At 73.7% G+C, this 16,063-nt stretch carries 18 protein-coding genes; 8 read left to right on the top strand and 10 right to left on the bottom strand.

The window, feature by feature from the left end; all coding sequences use genetic code 11:
* Positions 1-100 precede the first annotated feature (100 nt).
* Together AC3ANM_RS03225 and AC3ANM_RS03230 are read left to right on the top strand one after the other, a co-directional pair.
* On the top strand, positions 101-1,906 hold the full coding sequence (locus AC3ANM_RS03225) for a glycoside hydrolase family 15 protein (RefSeq protein WP_488286701.1): 1,806 nt from the start codon (positions 101-103) through the stop codon (positions 1,904-1,906).
* A 9-nt stretch (positions 1,907-1,915) separates the two neighbouring features.
* Complete coding sequence (locus AC3ANM_RS03230; protein WP_488286702.1) at positions 1,916-2,623, top strand: maleylpyruvate isomerase family mycothiol-dependent enzyme; 708 nt, start codon at positions 1,916-1,918, stop codon at positions 2,621-2,623.
* Between the two features lie 66 nt (positions 2,624-2,689).
* Here AC3ANM_RS03230 and AC3ANM_RS03235 read toward each other — a convergent pair whose 3' ends face one another.
* From AC3ANM_RS03235 to AC3ANM_RS03245, 3 genes are all read right to left on the bottom strand, one after another.
* Entirely contained in the window at positions 2,690-3,436 is a 747-nt protein-coding gene (locus AC3ANM_RS03235) for a response regulator (RefSeq protein ID WP_488286703.1), read from the bottom strand.
* An 83-nt stretch (positions 3,437-3,519) separates the two neighbouring features.
* Positions 3,520-4,170 carry a response regulator gene (locus AC3ANM_RS03240; protein WP_488286704.1) on the bottom strand — a complete coding sequence of 217 codons (651 nt, stop codon included), beginning with the start codon at positions 4,168-4,170 and terminating at the stop codon, positions 3,520-3,522.
* A 20-nt stretch (positions 4,171-4,190) separates the two neighbouring features.
* On the bottom strand, positions 4,191-4,832 hold the full coding sequence (locus tag AC3ANM_RS03245; protein ID WP_488286705.1) for a sensor histidine kinase: 642 nt from the start codon (positions 4,830-4,832) through the stop codon (positions 4,191-4,193).
* Between the two features lie 178 nt (positions 4,833-5,010).
* Here AC3ANM_RS03245 and AC3ANM_RS03250 point away from each other — a divergent pair, with 178 nt between their 5' ends.
* Positions 5,011-5,673 (top strand): MBL fold metallo-hydrolase, encoded by a 663-nt coding sequence (locus AC3ANM_RS03250; protein ID WP_488286706.1) that lies wholly within the window; start codon positions 5,011-5,013, stop codon positions 5,671-5,673.
* Positions 5,674-5,688: 15 nt separating this feature from the next.
* Here the strand turns inward: AC3ANM_RS03250 and AC3ANM_RS03255 are convergent, their stop codons facing one another.
* Complete coding sequence (locus AC3ANM_RS03255) at positions 5,689-6,231, bottom strand: CGNR zinc finger domain-containing protein (RefSeq protein ID WP_488286707.1); 543 nt, start codon at positions 6,229-6,231, stop codon at positions 5,689-5,691.
* 50 nt (positions 6,232-6,281) lie between these two features.
* On the opposite strand from AC3ANM_RS03255, the gene AC3ANM_RS03260 reads away from it, so the two are divergent.
* Positions 6,282-6,617, top strand: coding sequence for a hypothetical protein (locus AC3ANM_RS03260; RefSeq protein WP_488286708.1), 336 nt, complete (start codon positions 6,282-6,284; stop codon positions 6,615-6,617).
* Positions 6,614-7,021, top strand: coding sequence for a VOC family protein (locus AC3ANM_RS03265; protein ID WP_488286709.1), 408 nt, complete (start codon positions 6,614-6,616; stop codon positions 7,019-7,021). The genes AC3ANM_RS03260 and AC3ANM_RS03265 overlap by 4 nt, the downstream gene beginning before the upstream one ends.
* Here AC3ANM_RS03265 and AC3ANM_RS03270 read toward each other — a convergent pair.
* Positions 6,969-7,799, bottom strand: coding sequence for a serine hydrolase (locus AC3ANM_RS03270; RefSeq protein ID WP_488286710.1), 831 nt, complete (start codon positions 7,797-7,799; stop codon positions 6,969-6,971). The genes AC3ANM_RS03265 and AC3ANM_RS03270 overlap by 53 nt on opposite strands.
* 20 nt (positions 7,800-7,819) lie before the next feature.
* Between AC3ANM_RS03270 and AC3ANM_RS03275 the strand changes: the two genes are divergently transcribed.
* A complete protein-coding gene (locus tag AC3ANM_RS03275) occupies positions 7,820-8,668 on the top strand; it encodes a C40 family peptidase (RefSeq protein ID WP_488286711.1) in 849 nt (282 codons plus the stop codon).
* Positions 8,668-9,567, top strand: a complete 900-nt coding sequence (locus AC3ANM_RS03280) for an EamA family transporter (RefSeq protein ID WP_488286712.1) — start codon at positions 8,668-8,670, stop codon at positions 9,565-9,567. The genes AC3ANM_RS03275 and AC3ANM_RS03280 overlap by 1 nt, the downstream gene beginning before the upstream one ends.
* Here AC3ANM_RS03280 and AC3ANM_RS03285 read toward each other — a convergent pair.
* The 5 genes from AC3ANM_RS03285 to uvrB all read right to left on the bottom strand — a co-directional run bounded on the left by AC3ANM_RS03285 (position 9,556) and on the right by uvrB (position 14,214).
* Complete coding sequence (locus tag AC3ANM_RS03285) at positions 9,556-10,551, bottom strand: TerC family protein (protein WP_488286713.1); 996 nt, start codon at positions 10,549-10,551, stop codon at positions 9,556-9,558. The genes AC3ANM_RS03280 and AC3ANM_RS03285 overlap by 12 nt on opposite strands.
* 305 nt (positions 10,552-10,856) lie before the next feature.
* Positions 10,857-11,189: a DUF3817 domain-containing protein gene (locus tag AC3ANM_RS03290; protein ID WP_488286714.1), complete on the bottom strand. Its 333-nt coding sequence runs from the start codon at positions 11,187-11,189 to the stop codon at positions 10,857-10,859.
* 54 nt (positions 11,190-11,243) lie between these two features.
* Positions 11,244-11,618, bottom strand: coding sequence for an MmcQ/YjbR family DNA-binding protein (locus tag AC3ANM_RS03295; RefSeq protein ID WP_488286715.1), 375 nt, complete (start codon positions 11,616-11,618; stop codon positions 11,244-11,246).
* Positions 11,618-12,046, bottom strand: a complete 429-nt coding sequence (locus AC3ANM_RS03300) for a VOC family protein (RefSeq protein ID WP_488286716.1) — start codon at positions 12,044-12,046, stop codon at positions 11,618-11,620. The genes AC3ANM_RS03295 and AC3ANM_RS03300 overlap by 1 nt, the downstream gene beginning before the upstream one ends.
* 56 nt (positions 12,047-12,102) lie before the next feature.
* Complete coding sequence (uvrB, locus tag AC3ANM_RS03305) at positions 12,103-14,214, bottom strand: excinuclease ABC subunit UvrB (protein ID WP_488286717.1); 2,112 nt, start codon at positions 14,212-14,214, stop codon at positions 12,103-12,105.
* 108 nt (positions 14,215-14,322) lie between these two features.
* Between uvrB and AC3ANM_RS03310 the strand changes: the two genes are divergently transcribed.
* Positions 14,323-16,026: a N,N-dimethylformamidase beta subunit family domain-containing protein gene (locus tag AC3ANM_RS03310; protein ID WP_488286718.1), complete on the top strand. Its 1,704-nt coding sequence runs from the start codon at positions 14,323-14,325 to the stop codon at positions 16,024-16,026.
* Positions 16,027-16,063 lie beyond the last annotated feature (37 nt).

The following is a 16,063-nucleotide window of genomic DNA, read 5'->3' on the forward strand; positions in this document are numbered from 1 at the left end:
GGCGGCCCGGCACCCCGCCGGAAGGGCGGCGCCACACCCGACGGCCCGCCGCCGGCGGCGCGCCGGGCCGCGACCCAGCGGCACGGCATACAGTCCCGGCATGGCACTCCCGATCGAGGACTATGCCCTGCTCGGCGACACCGGCACCGCAGCGCTCGTGGGGCGCGACGGCTCCGTGGACTGGCTGTGCCTGCCGCGCTTCGACTCCCCCGCCTGCTTCGCGGCGCTGCTCGGCACCCCCGAGCACGGCCGCTGGCTGCTGGGCACGGTCGGGCCGGCGCGCACCACGCGGCGCTACCTGGGGTCCAGCTTCGTCCTGGAGACCACCCACGAGACCGACACCGGTGTCGTGAAGGTCACCGATGTGATGCCGCTCGGGGACGGCCGGGCCGACATCGTGCGCCGCGTGGAGGGCGTCTCCGGCACGGTGCGGCTGCGGCACGAGTGGGTGGTGCGCTTCTCCTACGGCAAGGTCCGGCCCTGGGTGACCCGTCACAAGGACGACCACGGCCACGAGTGGATCTCGGCGATCGCCGGACCCGACATGCTCGTCCTGCGCGGGGACCGGCTGCCCCAGCCCGAGGACGGCCACCACGTCGACGAGTTCGAGGTGACCGCCGGCGAGGAGCTCACCTTCTCCACGACGTGGTTCAAGTCCCACCACCCCGTGCCCGAGCCGCTGGACGTCGACGAGCGGATCGCCGAGACGCTGGCGCGCTCGGAGCACTGGGCGGGGCACTGCGACCACACCGGGCCGTGGCGGGAGGCGGTGGTGCGCTCCCTGCTCGTGCTGCGCCTGCTCACCCACGCCGGCACCGGCGGCATCGTCGCCGCGCCCACGACCTCCCTGCCCGAGGACTTCGGCGGCCACCGCAACTGGGACTACCGCTTCTGCTGGCTGCGCGACGCGTCCCTGACGCTGCAGGCGCTGCTCGGGTCGGGCTACCTGGAGGAGACCGTCCTGTGGCGCAGCTGGCTGCTGCGCGCCATCGCGGGCGACCCCGCCGACATGCAGATCATGTATGCCGTGGACGGCGGCCGCGAGCTGCCCGAGCGGGAGCTGGACCACCTGCCCGGCTACGCCGGGTCCCGGCCGGTGCGGGTCGGCAACGGGGCCGTGGAGCAGCGGCAGACCGACGTGCTCGGCGAGGTCATGGCGGCGCTGGAGCAGGCCCGCCGGATGGGGCTGAAGGAGACCGAGGACTCGTGGGCGCTGCAGCTGGCGCTGGTCGAGGAGCTGGCCGAGCACTGGGACGAGCCGGACAACGGGCTGTGGGAGATCCGCGGACCGCAGCGGCACTTCACCCACTCGCGGGTAATGGTGTGGGCGGCGTTCGACGCCGCCGTGGCCGCCGTCGAGCGGCACGGCCTGCCCGGCCCGGTGGACCGCTGGCGCGCGATCCGGGACGAGGTGCACCGGGAGGTGCTGGAGCAGGGCTTCGACGCCGAGCGGGGCACGTTCGTGCAGCACTACGACACCCGCGAGGTCGACGCCTCGCTGCTGCTCATCCCGGCGGTGGGCTTCCTGCCCGGGGACGACCCGCGGGTCCTCGGCACGATCCGGGCCGTCGAGGAGGACCTCCTGCACGGCGGTCTGGTGCTGCGCTACCGCACCCAGAGCGGGGTGGACGGCCTGACCGGGGACGAGCACCCCTTCCTCGCCTGCTCGTTCTGGCTGGTGTCCGCCTACGCCCTCGCCGGCCGGCACGAGGAGGCCGACCGGTTCATGGGCCGCCTCGTGGGGCTCACCAACGACCTCGGGCTGCTCTCGGAGGAGTACGACCCCGTCCGCGAGCGCATGGTCGGCAACTTCCCGCAGGCGTTCTCGCACCTGGCGCTGATCGGCGCCGCGATGACGCTGCGGGACGCCTCGCCGCGGGGGGCGCACCCGTTCGGCGGCAGCTAGGTTGGCGCCATGAGCCCCGCCTCCCACCTGGCCGACAACCTCGAGCTGCTGCGCGTCGAGACCGCCCGCCTCCTGCGGACGGCGGCCGGGCTGGACGAGGTGACGGTGCGTGAGCCCAGCCTGTGCGCCGGGTGGTCGCGTGCCCACGTGCTCTCCCACATCGCCCGCAACGCCGACGGCCTGGGCCACCTCGTCCACTGGGCCGTGACCGGCGAGCCGACGCCGATGTACGCCTCGCCGCAGGCCCGCGACGCGGACATCGAGGACGGCTCCCGGCGGTCGCTGAGCGCGATCCTGGCCGACCTCGAGGTGTCCGCGGGCCGGTTCGCCGGGGCTGCACCCGCCCTGGCGGGGGCACCCGAGGAGGCCGAGGTCGAGATGCGCGGCGGCGTCCGGGTGCGCGGGGGTGCCCTGCCGACCCTGCGGCTGCGGGAGGTGGTCTTCCACCACGTCGACCTCGACGCCGGCTACGGCTTCGCCGACGCCGACCCCGGGTTCGTGCACCGCTCGCTCGACAATGCCGTGGAGCGGCTGCGGGCCTCGGGCAGCGGCCTCGGCCTCGAGCTGGGCTCCGAGGAGGGCGAGACGTGGACCGTCGGCGACGGCGGTCAGCGCATCCGCGGCACCCGGGCCGCGCTGCTGACGTGGCTGGCGCGGGGCGTGGACCTCGGGCTGGTCAGTGACCGCCCGGTTCCCGCCCCGCCGTCCTGGGGGTAGCGCCCGGCCCTCCTGCGTCCCCGGGCGCTACCCGTTCGTGAGGTTGCCCGGCGTCCGCTCGGGCCGTCAGCCGCTGCGACGGGCCATCGGCGGTGTCCCGGAGCCTGCCCCCGGGCCGGCGCCGGCACCGGGGCCGGCCGTGGGCCCGTTGGCCTCCTCGTCCAGGCCGCCCCGACGGGCGAGGGCCACAGCGGTGAGCGCCGAGTGGACCTCGAGCTTGTGCAGGATGCTCTGCACGTGCGTGCGCACGGTGTTCGGCGACACCTGGAGCAGCTCGCCGATCTGCTTGCGGGCCATCCCCTGCATCAGGCAGCGCAGCACCTCGCGCTCGCGGGGGGTGAGCCGTTCGACCGCCTCGCCCTCGGCCGACAGCTCTCGACCGCCCCCGGCGAGGCCGTTGAGCATCCGCTGGAGCATGGCGGCCGGCACGTGCGTCTCCCCCCGGGCGGCCCCCCGCAGGGCCGAGACCAGCCCCTCGATCTCACCGTCCTTGGTGACCCACCCGCGGGCCCCCACCTGGACCGCCTCGAGCATCCGGCTGGTGTCCCGGGCCCCGGTGACGACCACGAGGGCCACCTCGGGCCACTGCGCGGCGATGTCCCGGCCCAGCTGGATCCCGTCCTCACCGGCGAGGTCGAGGTCGAGGGTGACGACGTCCACGGGGTGCTCCCGCAGGATCCGCATGGCCTGTTCAGGCGAGGCGGCGGTGCCCACGGGCTCGAAGTCCGGCTGGGACCCGAGGTACTGGGCCAGCGCCTCTGCGAAGACGGGGTGGTCGTCCACGACGAGCACCCTGATCGTTTGTGCGGCCATGGTCCCAAGCGTCCTGTGTCGCCGCTGTGCGCAGATCGAGCGAAGGAGGGACTACGTCCTACAGCAGATGCAGGGGTTCCGGCTCATCGCATGCGCGGAGGCCACATCTCCGGCGTCCCGTGCGCGGTCATCAGAGCGGCGACCTGCAGGCGCGAGTGCACGCCGAGCTTGGCCAGCAGATTCTGCACGTGGGTGCGGGCGGTGCTGCGGCGTACGCCCAGGCTCTGGGCCATCTCGTCGGTGGACTGCCCGTCCATGATGCAGCGCATGACCTCCCACTCGCGGTCGGTCAGGAACTTCAGGACCCAGAGCGGGTCGTCGACCGCCGGGCGCGGTCGCAGGGCCTGCTGCAGCAGCACGGGGTCGACGGCGGTCTGCCCGCGGCGGGCCTGCTCCAGCGCACCGACGATGTCCGAGACCGGCCGGTCCTTGCCGATGAAGCCGTGCGCGCCCTGGGCGATCGCCTCGGCCACGACGCTGTGGTCCGCCGACGCCGACAGGATGACGATCTTGGCCGTGGGGCACGCCTCGCGCAGGTCGGCGATCGCCGTCAGCGCGGTGCCCTCCGGGAAGTTGAGGTCCAGCAGGACGGCGTCCGGCTGGTGCTCGCGGACCGCGTCCACGGCCTCTGTCGTGCTGACTGCCATGGCCAGCACCTCCTGACCGCTCTCCCCCAGCGCGAGGCTGAGGGCCTCGAGCAGCAGCCGGTGGTCGTCACAGACAACAAGGCGCACGTCGAATCACCGAACCGATCTCATGAGGCGGCGGCCTCGGGGGCTGCTGCGGGGAGGCTGATCCTGGCCACGGCGCCCCCGATCTCACCGGAGGACAGCTCGAAGCGGCCGCCGCACGAGGCGACGAGGGCACGGGTGATGGTGAGACCGAGCGAGGTCCGGGCGGCCACGTGGCCGAGCCCGGGGCCGTCGTCCGCGACGACCACCTCGACGCAGCCGGCGGAGCGGCTGACGAGGACGTGGACGTGCCCCCCGTCCCCGGCGGCCCGGACGGCGTTGTCGATGAGGCAGCCGATGGCCCGGCTCAGCGCGACCGGCTGGGCCAGGACGATGGTCGTCCCACTCGTCTCGCAGCCCACCTCGCACGCGGCGGTCGGCCGGGCCCGGTGGACGCAGGTCTCGGCGAGCTCGGCGGCGTCGACGTACTCCGCGCCGTCGGCCTTGGCCCCGACGAGCACCTCGTCGACCATCTCGGCCAGCCACTGCGCCTGCTCGAGGATGCCGTCCAGGCGCCGGCGCACGTCGCCGCCGTCCGCCGCGGCGAGCAGCCGGATGGCGGCCAGCGGCTGGCGCAGGTCGTGGCACAGCGCGCGGATGGTGTCGACGTCACGGCCAGGGAGAACCAGGCCTGGGGAGCGTTCCTGCACCACAGCTGTTGTCATCTCAGCACCTCAACCACGCTTCGGGGGGAGGGACCGACCACGGCCAAGAGGGCGTGTCCGGGAGCCCTTACCTACGCCAAGTTAGGTGCGCGCCGAGAGGACGGGCCATAGTCAATCGTGACTATTGGCGGGCGAGACTTTTGCCGGAGACAGACCGGGCATTTGCCATGATGGGCCCGTGGCATACACCGGATCCGTGACCCCGGGCGGCCCCTCGCAGGTGCGCGAGCTGGCCGACCTGACCATCCGCAAGGCGAGTGTCTCGAGCATGGACAACAACGTCTACCTGCTCACCTGCCGGGCCACCGGGGCCCAGCTCCTGGTCGACGCCGCCGACGACGCGCCGCGCCTGCTGGCCCTGGTGCGCGAGGGGACGGGCCGGCTGGACCTCGTGGTCACCACGCACCAGCACTGGGACCACCACCGGGCACTCGCCGAGCTCGTCACCGAGACCGGCGCGCGGACCGCAGCCGGTGAGGAGGACGCGCCGCACCTCCCGGTCAAGCCCGATGTCGTTCTGCACCAAGGGGATTCGGTCACCTTTGGTGACATCACCCTCCAGGTCGTCCACCTGCGCGGGCACACGCCGGGCTCGGTGGCCCTCGCGTATGCCGACCCTGCGGGCCACACCCACCTGTTCACGGGTGACTCGCTGTTCCCCGGCGGCGTCGGCAACACCGGCCAGGACGCGCAGCGGTTCCAGTCCCTCCTCGACGACGTGGAGCAGCGGGTGTTCGGCGTCTACGACGACGCGACCTGGGTCTACCCGGGGCACGGCGGCGACACGACGCTGGGCGCCGAACGACCCGCCCTGCCGCAGTGGCGCGAGCGCGGCTGGTGACGTCGTCCTGACGGACTAATCACCCTGCGCGCCGGCCCGGGCGCGGTGTGCCCGCGCCTTGGCCCGGTTGCCGCAGACCTCCATCGAGCACCACTGCCGGGACCGGTTGCGTGAGGTGTCGTAGAACGCCCAGCGGCAGTCGTCGGCCGGGCAGATCTTGACCCGGTCGAGCCGGCGCTCGATCGCCACCGTGGCCGCGGCCGCCGCCAGGAAGCCGGCGGCGTCGGTGGCACTGAGCTCGACCTGCCCCTCCTCCGTCACGGCCACCGTGATGCCCACCTGGCGGACCTCCCCGCAGGTGTCACCGCTGGCCCGGGCCCGCAGGTCGTCCCGCAGCCGCCGGGCGAGCCCGAGGTCGTCCTCGGAGGGCGCCCCGAAGCAGCCGAGCTCGTGGTCCTCGAGCCAGCGGCCCCACTCCTGCGCCGAGGTCAGCACGTCGGTGCCCTCGTCCACGTCGAGGGTGTTGAGGAACGCGACGAGCAGCTCCGCCGGGTCACCGCAGACGTCGAGCAGCACCAGGGGTCGGCTTCCTGCCACGTCACCGCTCTTTCCAGCCATGTAACCACTGTAACCGAATTAGTGGTTGCGCGACAGCGGGAGTAACTGCCATGCTCGCTTCACCGGTTACCACCGAGGTGACCGGCGATCTGGAGGAGATCGAGATGTTGCTGAACCCCGAGCTGACCCAGGCCCTGGCCGAGGACCACATCCGGGAGCTGCACCGCCAGGCGGCGCGCCACCTCCCCGTGAGCCCCGCCACGGCGCGCTTCCAGGGCCTCACCGCCCTCGCCGGCGCGTTCTCCCGCGCCCACCGGCACGCCCGCACCGCCGCCACGACCGCCACCGCTGCCGTGACGACCGCCGGCGCCACCACCGGCGCGGCGGGCACCGCCCCCACCCAGGACGCCCGGTCCGCCGGGTCGCCCGTCGGCTGCGCAGCATGACGGCGAACCCCGTCGCCGGCGTGGGCGTCGGACAGCTGGACACGATCGTGCTCGACTGCCCGGACCCGCGCCGGCTCGCCGCCTTCTACGCGGCGCTGATCGGCACGCCGGTCGACGCCGCCGACTGCACCGACGACTGGGTCGGCCTCACCCCCACCGCCGGAGGCGTCTCGCTCGCCTTCCAGCGGGCCGGGCGCTACACCCCTCCGGCGTGGCCGGACGGACCGCCCCAGCAGCTGCACCTGGACATCCGGGTCACCGACCTCGTCGGCGCGCACCGCGAGGCGGTCGCGCTGGGGGCGCGGCCGCTGGACCCGGTCGGTGACCCGCAGCCCGACGACGAGCGGGGCTTCAGGGTCTACGCGGACCCGGCAGGACACCCGTTCTGCCTGTGCCGCTGCTGAGCCAGCCCGCCACCGCGGCCCCGACCGCGGCGACCGTCGGCCACACCGCGGCCCCCCGGTCCACGGGTCCGTCCCCCAGCTCGGTCGCCGTCACCGCCACCGCCGCCCAGCGGCCGTCGCGCTCGAGCAGGCCCACGTCGTGACGGATCCCCGGCAGCTCCCCGGTCTTGTTGCCGCACCACGTCCCGGGCGGCAACAGGGCCGGCAGGCCGTCGCGCAGCTGCTGCCGGCCCAGGACCGCGAGCGCCGCCCTGGCCTGCTCGGCGGGCAGGGCGCCGCCCTGCCGCAGTCGCGCCATCAGCGCGGCGAGGTCCCGCGCGGTCGTGAGGTTCTCCCGCCCCGCCTCGCGCGCGGCGAAGTCCATCAGGCGGCGCTGCAGGCTGGTGTCGGGCAGCCCCAGCTCGGCGGCCAGCGCCTCGACCTCAGGGAGCCCGACCAGGTCGACCACCACGTTGGTCGCGTCGTTGTCGCTCAGCGTCACCATCAGCTCCAGCAGCTCCCCGAGGGGCAGCTCGGCCACCGAGGCCAGTGCCTGGAGCGGGCCACTGCCGCCGACCCGGTCGGCCGGCGCGGGCAGGGTCAGCACGTCCCCCAGCCGGCTGCGCCCCTGCGCGACCCGGCGCAGCGCGGCGACCAGGAGCAGCACCTTGATGGTCGAGGCCGCCGGCACGATGCGGCCACCGTCGAGGTCGACCACCACCCCGGAGTCGTCCTGCACGACCACGGAGAGCACCCCGGGGGCACGCCGGATGAGCGACCTGATCTCCTCGACGAGCACGACATGTGAGTATGGCCTGCGTGGACGACCGCATGTACGTCACCGTGCCGGTGACCGCCCTCTGGACCAGCGCCCGGGCCCCCCGGGAGATCGACGGCCCGGCCGTGGCCGAGCTGCCCGACGTCGAGGGGTGGCTCAGGCTGCTCGACGACGCCGTCCCCGACGGCCGCCTCGGCCTGCACGGCCGGGTGCTGACCCAGCTCTTGCTCGGCGAGCCGGTGACGGTGCTGGAGCGCACCGGGGACGGCTGGGCCGAGGTGGTCTGCCCGTGGCAGCCGAGCTCGCTGGACGGCCGCGGCTACCCCGGCTGGGTGCCGCTGGCCCACCTGGGCGCCGACCGTCCGCAGGACGCCCCCGCCGCGCCGCGTCACCTGCCCGGCGGCGCGTCCTCAGCCACGCCCACGCCCACGTCCGTGGCCGCACCCGCTGCCGCTGCTGACACACCGGGCCGGGCAGAGGACGCACCACGAGCCGCGGCCCGCGCCGACGGGTCGTTCCTGGACCGGGCCGCCTCCCACGTGGGGCTGCGCTACCTCTGGGGCGGCATGTCCGCCGAGGGCCTGGACTGCTCCGGTCTCGTCCACCACGCCATGCGTGAGCTCGGCGTGGTCGTCCCCCGCGACGCCGATGACCAGCACGACGCCTGCGACCCCGTGCCGCTGGAGGACGTGCGACCCGGCGACCTGTACTTCTTCGCCCGCGAGGGCCGCCGCGCCCACCACGTCGGCATCGTGACCGCCCCCGGCCGGATGCTGCACGCGCCGGAGAGCGACGGCCTCGGCGTCATCCTCGAGGAGGACCTCGACGCGGACCGGCTGGCCACGCTGGCCGGCGCCGGACGCTTCCCGGGCGCGCCGCACGGCAGGTGATGACCGGCCGGCTGCCCGCGCCGCTGCTGGTCGTGGCGGCGGTCGTCTCGGTGCAGTTCGGGGGTGCCCTCGCCGCCACGCTGGTGCCCCGTGTCGGTCCGGCCGGGTCGGTTGCCCTGCGGCTGGTCATCGCGGCGGCCGTGCTGCTCGCGGCTGCCCGGCCACGGATCTCCGGCCACGACCGGGCTGCGTGGGCCACCGTCACCGGCTTCGCCCTGAGCCTGGGCCTGATGAACCTGTGCTTCTACGCCTCCCTGGCCCGTCTGCCCATCGGCGTCGCGGTCACCATCGAGTTCCTCGGGCCGCTGCTGCTGGCCACCAGCCTCTCGCGGCGGCGGCTGGACCTGCTCGCCGTGACGGCGGCAGCCCTGGGGGTGCTGCTCATCTCGGGAGCGCTGGACACCGACTGGGCCGCACTGGACCTCACCGGGCTGGGACTGGCGGCGGCCGCGGGCGCCTGCTGGGCGGCATACATCGTGCTGTCCGGGCGCACCGGGGCCCGCTTCGCCCAGCTCGACGGGCTGGCGATCGCGATGGCCCTGGCGGCCCTCCTGGTCGCGCCGCTGGGGCTGGCCACCGCCGGTCGGGCCCTGCTGGCGCCCGACGTGCTGTGGCGCGGTGCCGGCGTCGCCATCCTGTCGTCGGTGCTGCCCTACTCCCTGGAGCTGATGGCCCTGCGCCGGCTGTCCGCCCAGGTCTTCGGGATCCTGCTGAGCCTGGAGCCGGCGGTGGCCGCCCTCGCCGGCCGTCTCGTGCTCGGCCAGCAGCTGCGCGGCCTCCAGCTCGCCGGCATGGCGCTCGTGGTCGGCGCCAGCGCCGTGGTGATGGGCGGCCGGCCGGCTGCGGTGCAACCGGCCGACCCGATCAACGAGCGGTCCGCCGGCCCCTCAGGAGGCTGACCCGGCGCGGGCGCGGGCCTCGCGGCCGGACTTGACCAGGCTCGCCACCGTCGTCACCGCCAGCACACCGACGATGACGCCGAGCGAGACCGAGATCGGGATGTCCGGGGCCCAGTGGACCGGCTGCCCGCCGTTGATGAACGGCACGGTGTTCTCGTGCAGGGCGTGCAGCACGAGCTTCACGCCGATGAAGGCGAGCAGCACGGCGAGGCCGATGCTGAGGTAGACCAGCCGCTGGAGCAGGCCGCCGATGAGGAAGTAGAGCTGGCGCAGGCCCATCAGTGCGAACAGGTTCGCCGTGAGGACCAGGTAGGGCTCCTTGGTCAGGCCGTAGATCGCGGGGATCGAGTCCAGCGCGAAGAGCAGGTCGGTGGTGCCCAGGGCCAGGATGACGATGAGCATCGGGGTGATGAGGCGCTTGCCCGACTCCACCACCGTCAGGTGCGTCCCGTTCCACTCCTGGGTCGCCGGGAAGCGGCTCTCGACCCAGCGCAGCAGGCGGTTCTCCTCGAACTCCTCGTCGTCGCTCTCGCCCTCCCGGGCCAGCTTGACCGCGGTGTAGATGAGGAACGCCCCGAAGAGGTAGAAGACCCAGGCGAACTGGTTGATGACCGCCGCGCCCACGCCGATGAAGATGCCGCGCAGGACCAGCGCGATGACGATGCCCACCAGCAGTGCCGTCTGCTGCAGCTTCTCGGGCACGCCGAACTTGGCCATGATGATGAGGAAGACGAAGAGGTTGTCGACGCTGAGGGAGTACTCCGTCAGCCAGCCCGCGTAGTACTGCGCGGCGAAGTCGGCCCCGCTGAACCACCACACGCCGAGGCCGAACAGGACGGCGACCGCGACGTAGAACGCGAGGTGCCGCCCGGCCTCCGCCATCGACGGGACGTGCGGGCGCCGGCCGATGACGAAGATGTCGACGAGCAGGAACACGGTGGTGGCGCCGATCGTGGCGAACCAGACCCAGGCGGGGACGTTCATGGGCAAACCTCCGGACACGATGACGTGGCCGGAGGTCTCTCCCGCCCGTCAGGCGGACCGGCTCCCCGGGACGGCGGCTGCAGGACAGCCGGGTCCGTGATGACGAGGACACCGCGTGGGGATACTCCCCTCCGAATGGTCCGCCCAGTCTCCCACCCCGCGGGGCGGGTCCCCAAATCTGCGGGCCCGACACGCCGGGCGGCACGACGCTGGCGGCCAGACGCAGGCGGCGAGACGCGGGTGGCAGAACCCGGCTGGCAGGGCTCAGGTGCCAGACCCGCGTGGCCGGACCAGCTTGACAGGACTCAGGCGGTATGCCGGGTGCCTGCCGGGGCGGGCACGCCGAGGAGGGCGCGGTGGTCGGCCCACCGCTCGAAGACGAGGGTGGCAAAGGGCGGGAAGGCTGCGACGACCGCGAGCAGGCTGGTCCGGGCGTCCCAGGCGAAGCGGCGACCGGCCACCAGCACGGCCACGAGGTAGAGCAGGAAGATCGTGCCGTGGATGGGCCCGAAGACGTGCACGCCCTCGGCGCCCGCGCGCAGGACCCACTTGAAGAACATCCCGACGAGGAGGCCGAGCCAGGACACCGCCTCGGCGGTGGCGACGACGCGGAAGAGGGTGCGGGGGTTGGGGGTCATGCGGGTGTCCATCCAGGGGCGGGTCGTGGGCAACAGCGACCCAGCCTAGGTGGCTCAGCCCGCCGCTCCGCCGCCGGGGCGCTTGCGGCGGGGCAGGCGGGAGACGACGTCGTCGTAGGAGGCGTCGACCGCCTCGAGCACCTCCTCGTCGGGCACCGCCCCGCCGACGGCGAAGGAGTTCCAGCCGTAGCGGCCGATGTAGGCCGAGACGGTCACCTCCCCGGGATAGCGCTCCCGCCACTCGCGGGCAGCCTCCGCGTCGCGCCCGCACTTCACGCCGACTCCCCCGGCCGAGCCGTCCGGTCCGGGCGAGCCCAGGAAGGCGAAGATCTTGTCGGCCACCTTGGCGACGAGGTCGCCCTCCCACGGCTCGTCGACCCAGGCGCCGGGCTTGGCCAGGCAGTGTGCGACCAGGTCGGCGTGACGCATCACTGCAGGCAGAACTCGTTGCCGTCGGGGTCCTGCATCACGATCCAGGTCTCGCCCCGCTCCTGGGCGACCCGCACGACGCTCGCCCCGAGTGCCTTGGCGCGCTCGGCCTCCTCGTGCACTCGCGCCGTCCGGGCGTCGTCGCCGAGCCCCGCCCCGACGTTGACGTCGAGATGGACGCGGTTCTTGGCGACCTTGGCCTCGGGCACCTTCTGGAAGAAGAACCGCGGCCCGACCCCCTCGGGGTCGACGATCGCGTAGGCCGCGTCACGCTCGTCCTCCGGCCACCCCAGGGCGTCGAGGGCGTCGGGCCAGTTGTCGAAGCCCGGCGGTGGCGGCTGCTCGATGTAGTGGAGCAGCTCGGCCCAGAACGCCCCCAGCCTTGCCGGGTCGCTCGCGTCGAACGTCACCTGCACCCCGGTTGCCATCACCGGTCCCCTTCCGCTCGTCGTGCCCGCTCCCGGTGCGCCGGGAGTCCTGTGCCCTACTTCGTCGCCGCCGACATCTGCCGCAGCTCCTTCTTCAGGTCCCCGATCTCGTCGCGCAGCCGTGCCGCGAGCTCGAAGTGCAGGTCGCTGGCGGCCTGGTGCATCTGGGCGGTCAGCTCCTGGATGAGGTTGGCCAGGTCACCGGCGGGCAGGTCGGCCCGGCGGCCGCCGGAGACACCCACGTCGGCGGCGAGCGCCCCCCGCCCGCCGGCCCCGCCCCGGGCCTTGCCGCGGGACTGCGACCGGCCGCTGCCGAGCAGCGACTCGGTGTCGGCGTCCTCGCGCTCGAGCATGTCGGTGATGTCGGCGATCTTCTTGCGCAGCGGCTGCGGGTCGACGCCGTTCGCGCGGTTGTAGGCGATCTGCTTCTCGCGCCGGCGGTTGGTCTCGTCGATGGCCTCCTCCATGGAGGGGGTCATCTTGTCGGCGTACATGTGCACCTGGCCGGAGACGTTGCGAGCGGCGCGGCCGATCGTCTGGATCAGGCTGCGGGCCGAACGCAGGAAGCCCTCCTTGTCGGCGTCGAGGATGCTCACCAGCGACACCTCGGGCAGGTCGAGACCCTCCCGCAGCAGGTTGATGCCGACGAGCACGTCGAACTCGCCCAGGCGCAGCTCGCGCAGCAGCTCCACCCGGCGCAGCGTGTCGACCTCGGAGTGCAGGTAGCGCACCCGCACCCCCTTCTCCAGGAGGTAGTCGGTGAGGTCCTCGGCCATCTTCTTGGTCAGCGTCGTGACCAGGACGCGCTCGTCCTTGGCCGTGCGCTCGTGGATCTCGTGGAGCAGGTCGTCGATCTGCCCCTTCGTCGGCTTGAGGACGACCTCGGGGTCGACCAGGCCGGTGGGCCGGATGATCTGCTCGACCACCCCGTCGCTCTTGGCCAGCTCGTACTGCCCCGGCGTCGCGGAGAGGTAGACGGTCTGCCCGATCCGCTCCAGGAACTCCTCCCAGCGCAGCGGCCGGTTGTCCATGGCGCTGGGCAGGCGGAACCCGTGGTCGACCAGCGTCCGCTTGCGCGACATGTCGCCTTCGTACATCGCCCCGATCTGCGGCACCGTGACGTGGGACTCGTCGATGACCAGCAGGAAGTCCTCGGGGAAGTAGTCCAGGAGGCAGTTGGGCGCCGAACCCCGCGGCCGGCCGTCGATGTGCAGGCTGTAGTTCTCGATGCCCGAGCAGGACCCGACCTGGCGCATCATCTCGATGTCGTAGGTCGTGCGCATGCGCAGCCGCTGGGCCTCCAGGAGCTTGCCCTGCTTCTCGAACGTCGCGAGCTGGTCCTCGAGCTCGAGCTCGATGCCGCGGATGGCCCGCTCCATGCGCTCGGGCCCGGCCACGTAGTGCGTGGCCGGGAAGACGTACATCTCCTGCTCCTCGCGCACGATCTCGCCGGTGAGCGGGTGCAACGTGTAGATCCGCTCGATCTCGTCGCCGAAGAACTCGATGCGGACCGCGAGCTCCTCGTAGACCGGGATGATCTCGACGGTGTCGCCGCGCACGCGGAACGTGCCGCGGGTGAAGGCCAGGTCGTTGCGGGTGTACTGCATCTCGACGAACTTGCGCAGCAGGTCGTCGCGCTCGACCTCCTGGCCGACCTTGAGCCGCGCCATCCGGTCGACGTACTCCTGCGGGGTGCCCAGGCCGTAGATGCACGACACGGACGCGACCACGATGACGTCGCGCCGGGTGAGCAGCGAGTTGGTCGCGCTGTGGCGCAGCCGCTCGACCTCGTCGTTGATCGAGGAGTCCTTCTCGATGTAGGTGTCCGTCTGCGGGACGTAGGCCTCGGGCTGGTAGTAGTCGTAGTAGGAGACGAAGTACTCCACCGCGTTGTGCGGCAGCAGCTCGCGGAACTCGTTGGCCAGCTGCGCCGCCAGCGTCTTGTTGGGCGCCATGACCAGCGTGGGTCGCTGCACCTGCTCGATCAGCCAGGCCGTCGTGGCCGACTTGCCCGTGCCGGTGGCGCCGAGCAGCACGACGTCCTGCTCGCCGGCGTTGATCCGCCGGGCCAGGTCCGCGATCGCCGCCGGCTGGTCACCGGCGGGCTGGAACTCGGACTCGACGCGGAAGGGCGCCACGGTGCGCTGGAGGTCGGTGGTGGGCCGCATGAGGACACCGTAGACGTCACCCCCGACAGGCCGGTATGCCGCGCGGCCGGGTCCCGTCCGCCGGCCAGGGGCCGGGAGCGCCCACGCTCCCTCGCGCGTTGGAGCGGCATGACAGTGCCGTCGCGGCCGGGACGCCGCCCCCGGGTGCGCTACGCCCTCGCCGCGGTGGTGCCGCTCCTGTCGCTGACGCTCGCTGCCTGCACCCCGCTCGGGGCCGGCGACCCGCCCGCGGCGCCCGGTGCGCCCGCACCGACCCGCAGCCGTGCCGTCGGCGCCTCGGCCGGGACCGTCAGCGCCGAGGCACAGCCCATCTCCACGACGCTGCCCTCCCCCGCGGCGACCTGCACCAACGCCCCGCCGGGGTGGGCCGCGGCCGAGGAACGCCGTGCCGGCGCCGGCGACGTCCCGCCACGCCAGGTGCGGTCGGCCTCCGGCCCGGTCGTGGGTTACCTCGACACCACCAGCGCCGTCTGCGGCCAGCGGGTCGCTGTGCACCTGTCCGCGACGCGCGGCGCGCTCGACGTGCGGCTGCGCGCGCTGCGCGTGGGCGACTACGGCGGCCGCGGTGCCCGCCTGGTCTGGCAGTCCCGCGTCCTGACCGCCCAGCCGCGCCCGGAGGCGACGCCGACCGGCCCGGACCGGGTCATCGCCGAGGACTGGCCGGTCAGCACGGCGCTCCCGGTGGACGCTACGTGGCCCCCCGGGCTCTACCTGGTCGAGATCCGGCCCGTGGACCCTGCGGTCCGGCCGTCCCTCATGCCCTTGGTGGTGCAGACCTCCGGCGACCACGCGGCATACCTCGTGGTCGCCGGGGACCTGACCTGGCACGCCTACAACGAGTACGGCGGGACCAGCCTCTACGCCGGCCCGGGGGCCACCCACGAGCAGCGCAACGCCGCCCGGTCCTTCGTGGCGTCGACCGCACGGCCGGTCTCCGGCGACGGCCTGACGCAGGTGCTGGCCATGGACGTCCCGCTCGTGCGCTTCCTCGGCCGGCACCACCTCGCCGCCGACGTCACGACGGTCAGCGCCCTCGACGCGACCCCGGGCCAGGTCGACGGGCGCTCCGCGATCCTGCTCGGCGGGCACACGGAGTACTGGACGGCCCGGTCCTACGACGCGCTCGTGCGCGCCCGCGACGCCGGCACCAACCTCGCCTCGCTCGGCGCGAACGAGATCTACTGGCAGGCCCGCGTCGAGCGCGACGCTGCCGGGCGCCCGACCGGCGTCACCGTGTACCGCCTCGCCACCCTCGACACCCTGGCGCAGGCGGCGCCGGCGACCACCACCGTGCAGTGGCGCTCGAAGCTGCTCGGGCGCGACCCGGCCGCCCTGGTCGGGGTCGGCATGTCCGCGGTCGGCGTGCACGGCAGCTACACGGTGCGGACGGCGCCGGGGTGGCTCTTTGCCGGGACGGCGCTGCGGCCGGGGTCGGTGCTGAGCGGCGTCGTCGGCTACGAGGTCGACGCCGTGGAGCCGCCCGGCGGCAGCACCCCGGCCGCCACGCAGGTGCTGCTCCAGACCGTCGTGGCGGTGCCCGGCCAGGCCCGACCGTCGCTGGCCACCGCGGCCTACCACTCGGCCCCCGGGGGCGCCGGCGTCTTCGCGGCCGGCACGACGTACTGGGCCTGCAACCTCGACGCGACCTGCCCGAACGGCCCGGTCCCGGCGCGCACCGTCACCGCCCTTGGGCGCATCACCCTCAACCTGCTGAGCGCCTTCGCCACCCCCGGCGCGGGCTCACGCCACCCGAGCGTGGCCACCACGTACCCGCAGCTCGGCCAGGCCCGCGACGGGACCGACGCCTCCTGACCGCCGGCCGCCGCTCCCGGTGAGGGCGCTTCCCGCC

It is taken from the genome of Oryzihumus sp. JJN4-3R (assembly GCF_057747915.1).

Coding starts and splice junctions, on each gene's coding strand:
- AC3ANM_RS03255 (WP_488286707.1), bottom strand. CDS start 6,231: ATGGCTGGAAAGAGCGGTGACGTGGCAGGAAGCCGACCCCTGGTGCTG.
- AC3ANM_RS03225 (WP_488286701.1), top strand. CDS start 101: ATGGCACTCCCGATCGAGGACTATGCCCTGCTCGGCGACACCGGCACC.
- AC3ANM_RS03235 (WP_488286703.1), bottom strand. CDS start 3,436: ATGGCCGCACAAACGATCAGGGTGCTCGTCGTGGACGACCACCCCGTC.
- AC3ANM_RS03285 (WP_488286713.1), bottom strand. CDS start 10,551: ATGAACGTCCCCGCCTGGGTCTGGTTCGCCACGATCGGCGCCACCACC.
- AC3ANM_RS03265 (WP_488286709.1), top strand. CDS start 6,614: ATGACGGCGAACCCCGTCGCCGGCGTGGGCGTCGGACAGCTGGACACG.
- AC3ANM_RS03310 (WP_488286718.1), top strand. CDS start 14,323: ATGACAGTGCCGTCGCGGCCGGGACGCCGCCCCCGGGTGCGCTACGCC.
- AC3ANM_RS03295 (WP_488286715.1), bottom strand. CDS start 11,618: ATGCGTCACGCCGACCTGGTCGCACACTGCCTGGCCAAGCCCGGCGCC.
- AC3ANM_RS03290 (WP_488286714.1), bottom strand. CDS start 11,189: ATGACCCCCAACCCCCGCACCCTCTTCCGCGTCGTCGCCACCGCCGAG.
- AC3ANM_RS03260 (WP_488286708.1), top strand. CDS start 6,282: ATGCTCGCTTCACCGGTTACCACCGAGGTGACCGGCGATCTGGAGGAG.
- AC3ANM_RS03245 (WP_488286705.1), bottom strand. CDS start 4,832: ATGACAACAGCTGTGGTGCAGGAACGCTCCCCAGGCCTGGTTCTCCCT.
- AC3ANM_RS03300 (WP_488286716.1), bottom strand. CDS start 12,046: ATGGCAACCGGGGTGCAGGTGACGTTCGACGCGAGCGACCCGGCAAGG.
- AC3ANM_RS03230 (WP_488286702.1), top strand. CDS start 1,916: ATGAGCCCCGCCTCCCACCTGGCCGACAACCTCGAGCTGCTGCGCGTC.
- uvrB (WP_488286717.1), bottom strand. CDS start 14,214: ATGCGGCCCACCACCGACCTCCAGCGCACCGTGGCGCCCTTCCGCGTC.
- AC3ANM_RS03280 (WP_488286712.1), top strand. CDS start 8,668: ATGACCGGCCGGCTGCCCGCGCCGCTGCTGGTCGTGGCGGCGGTCGTC.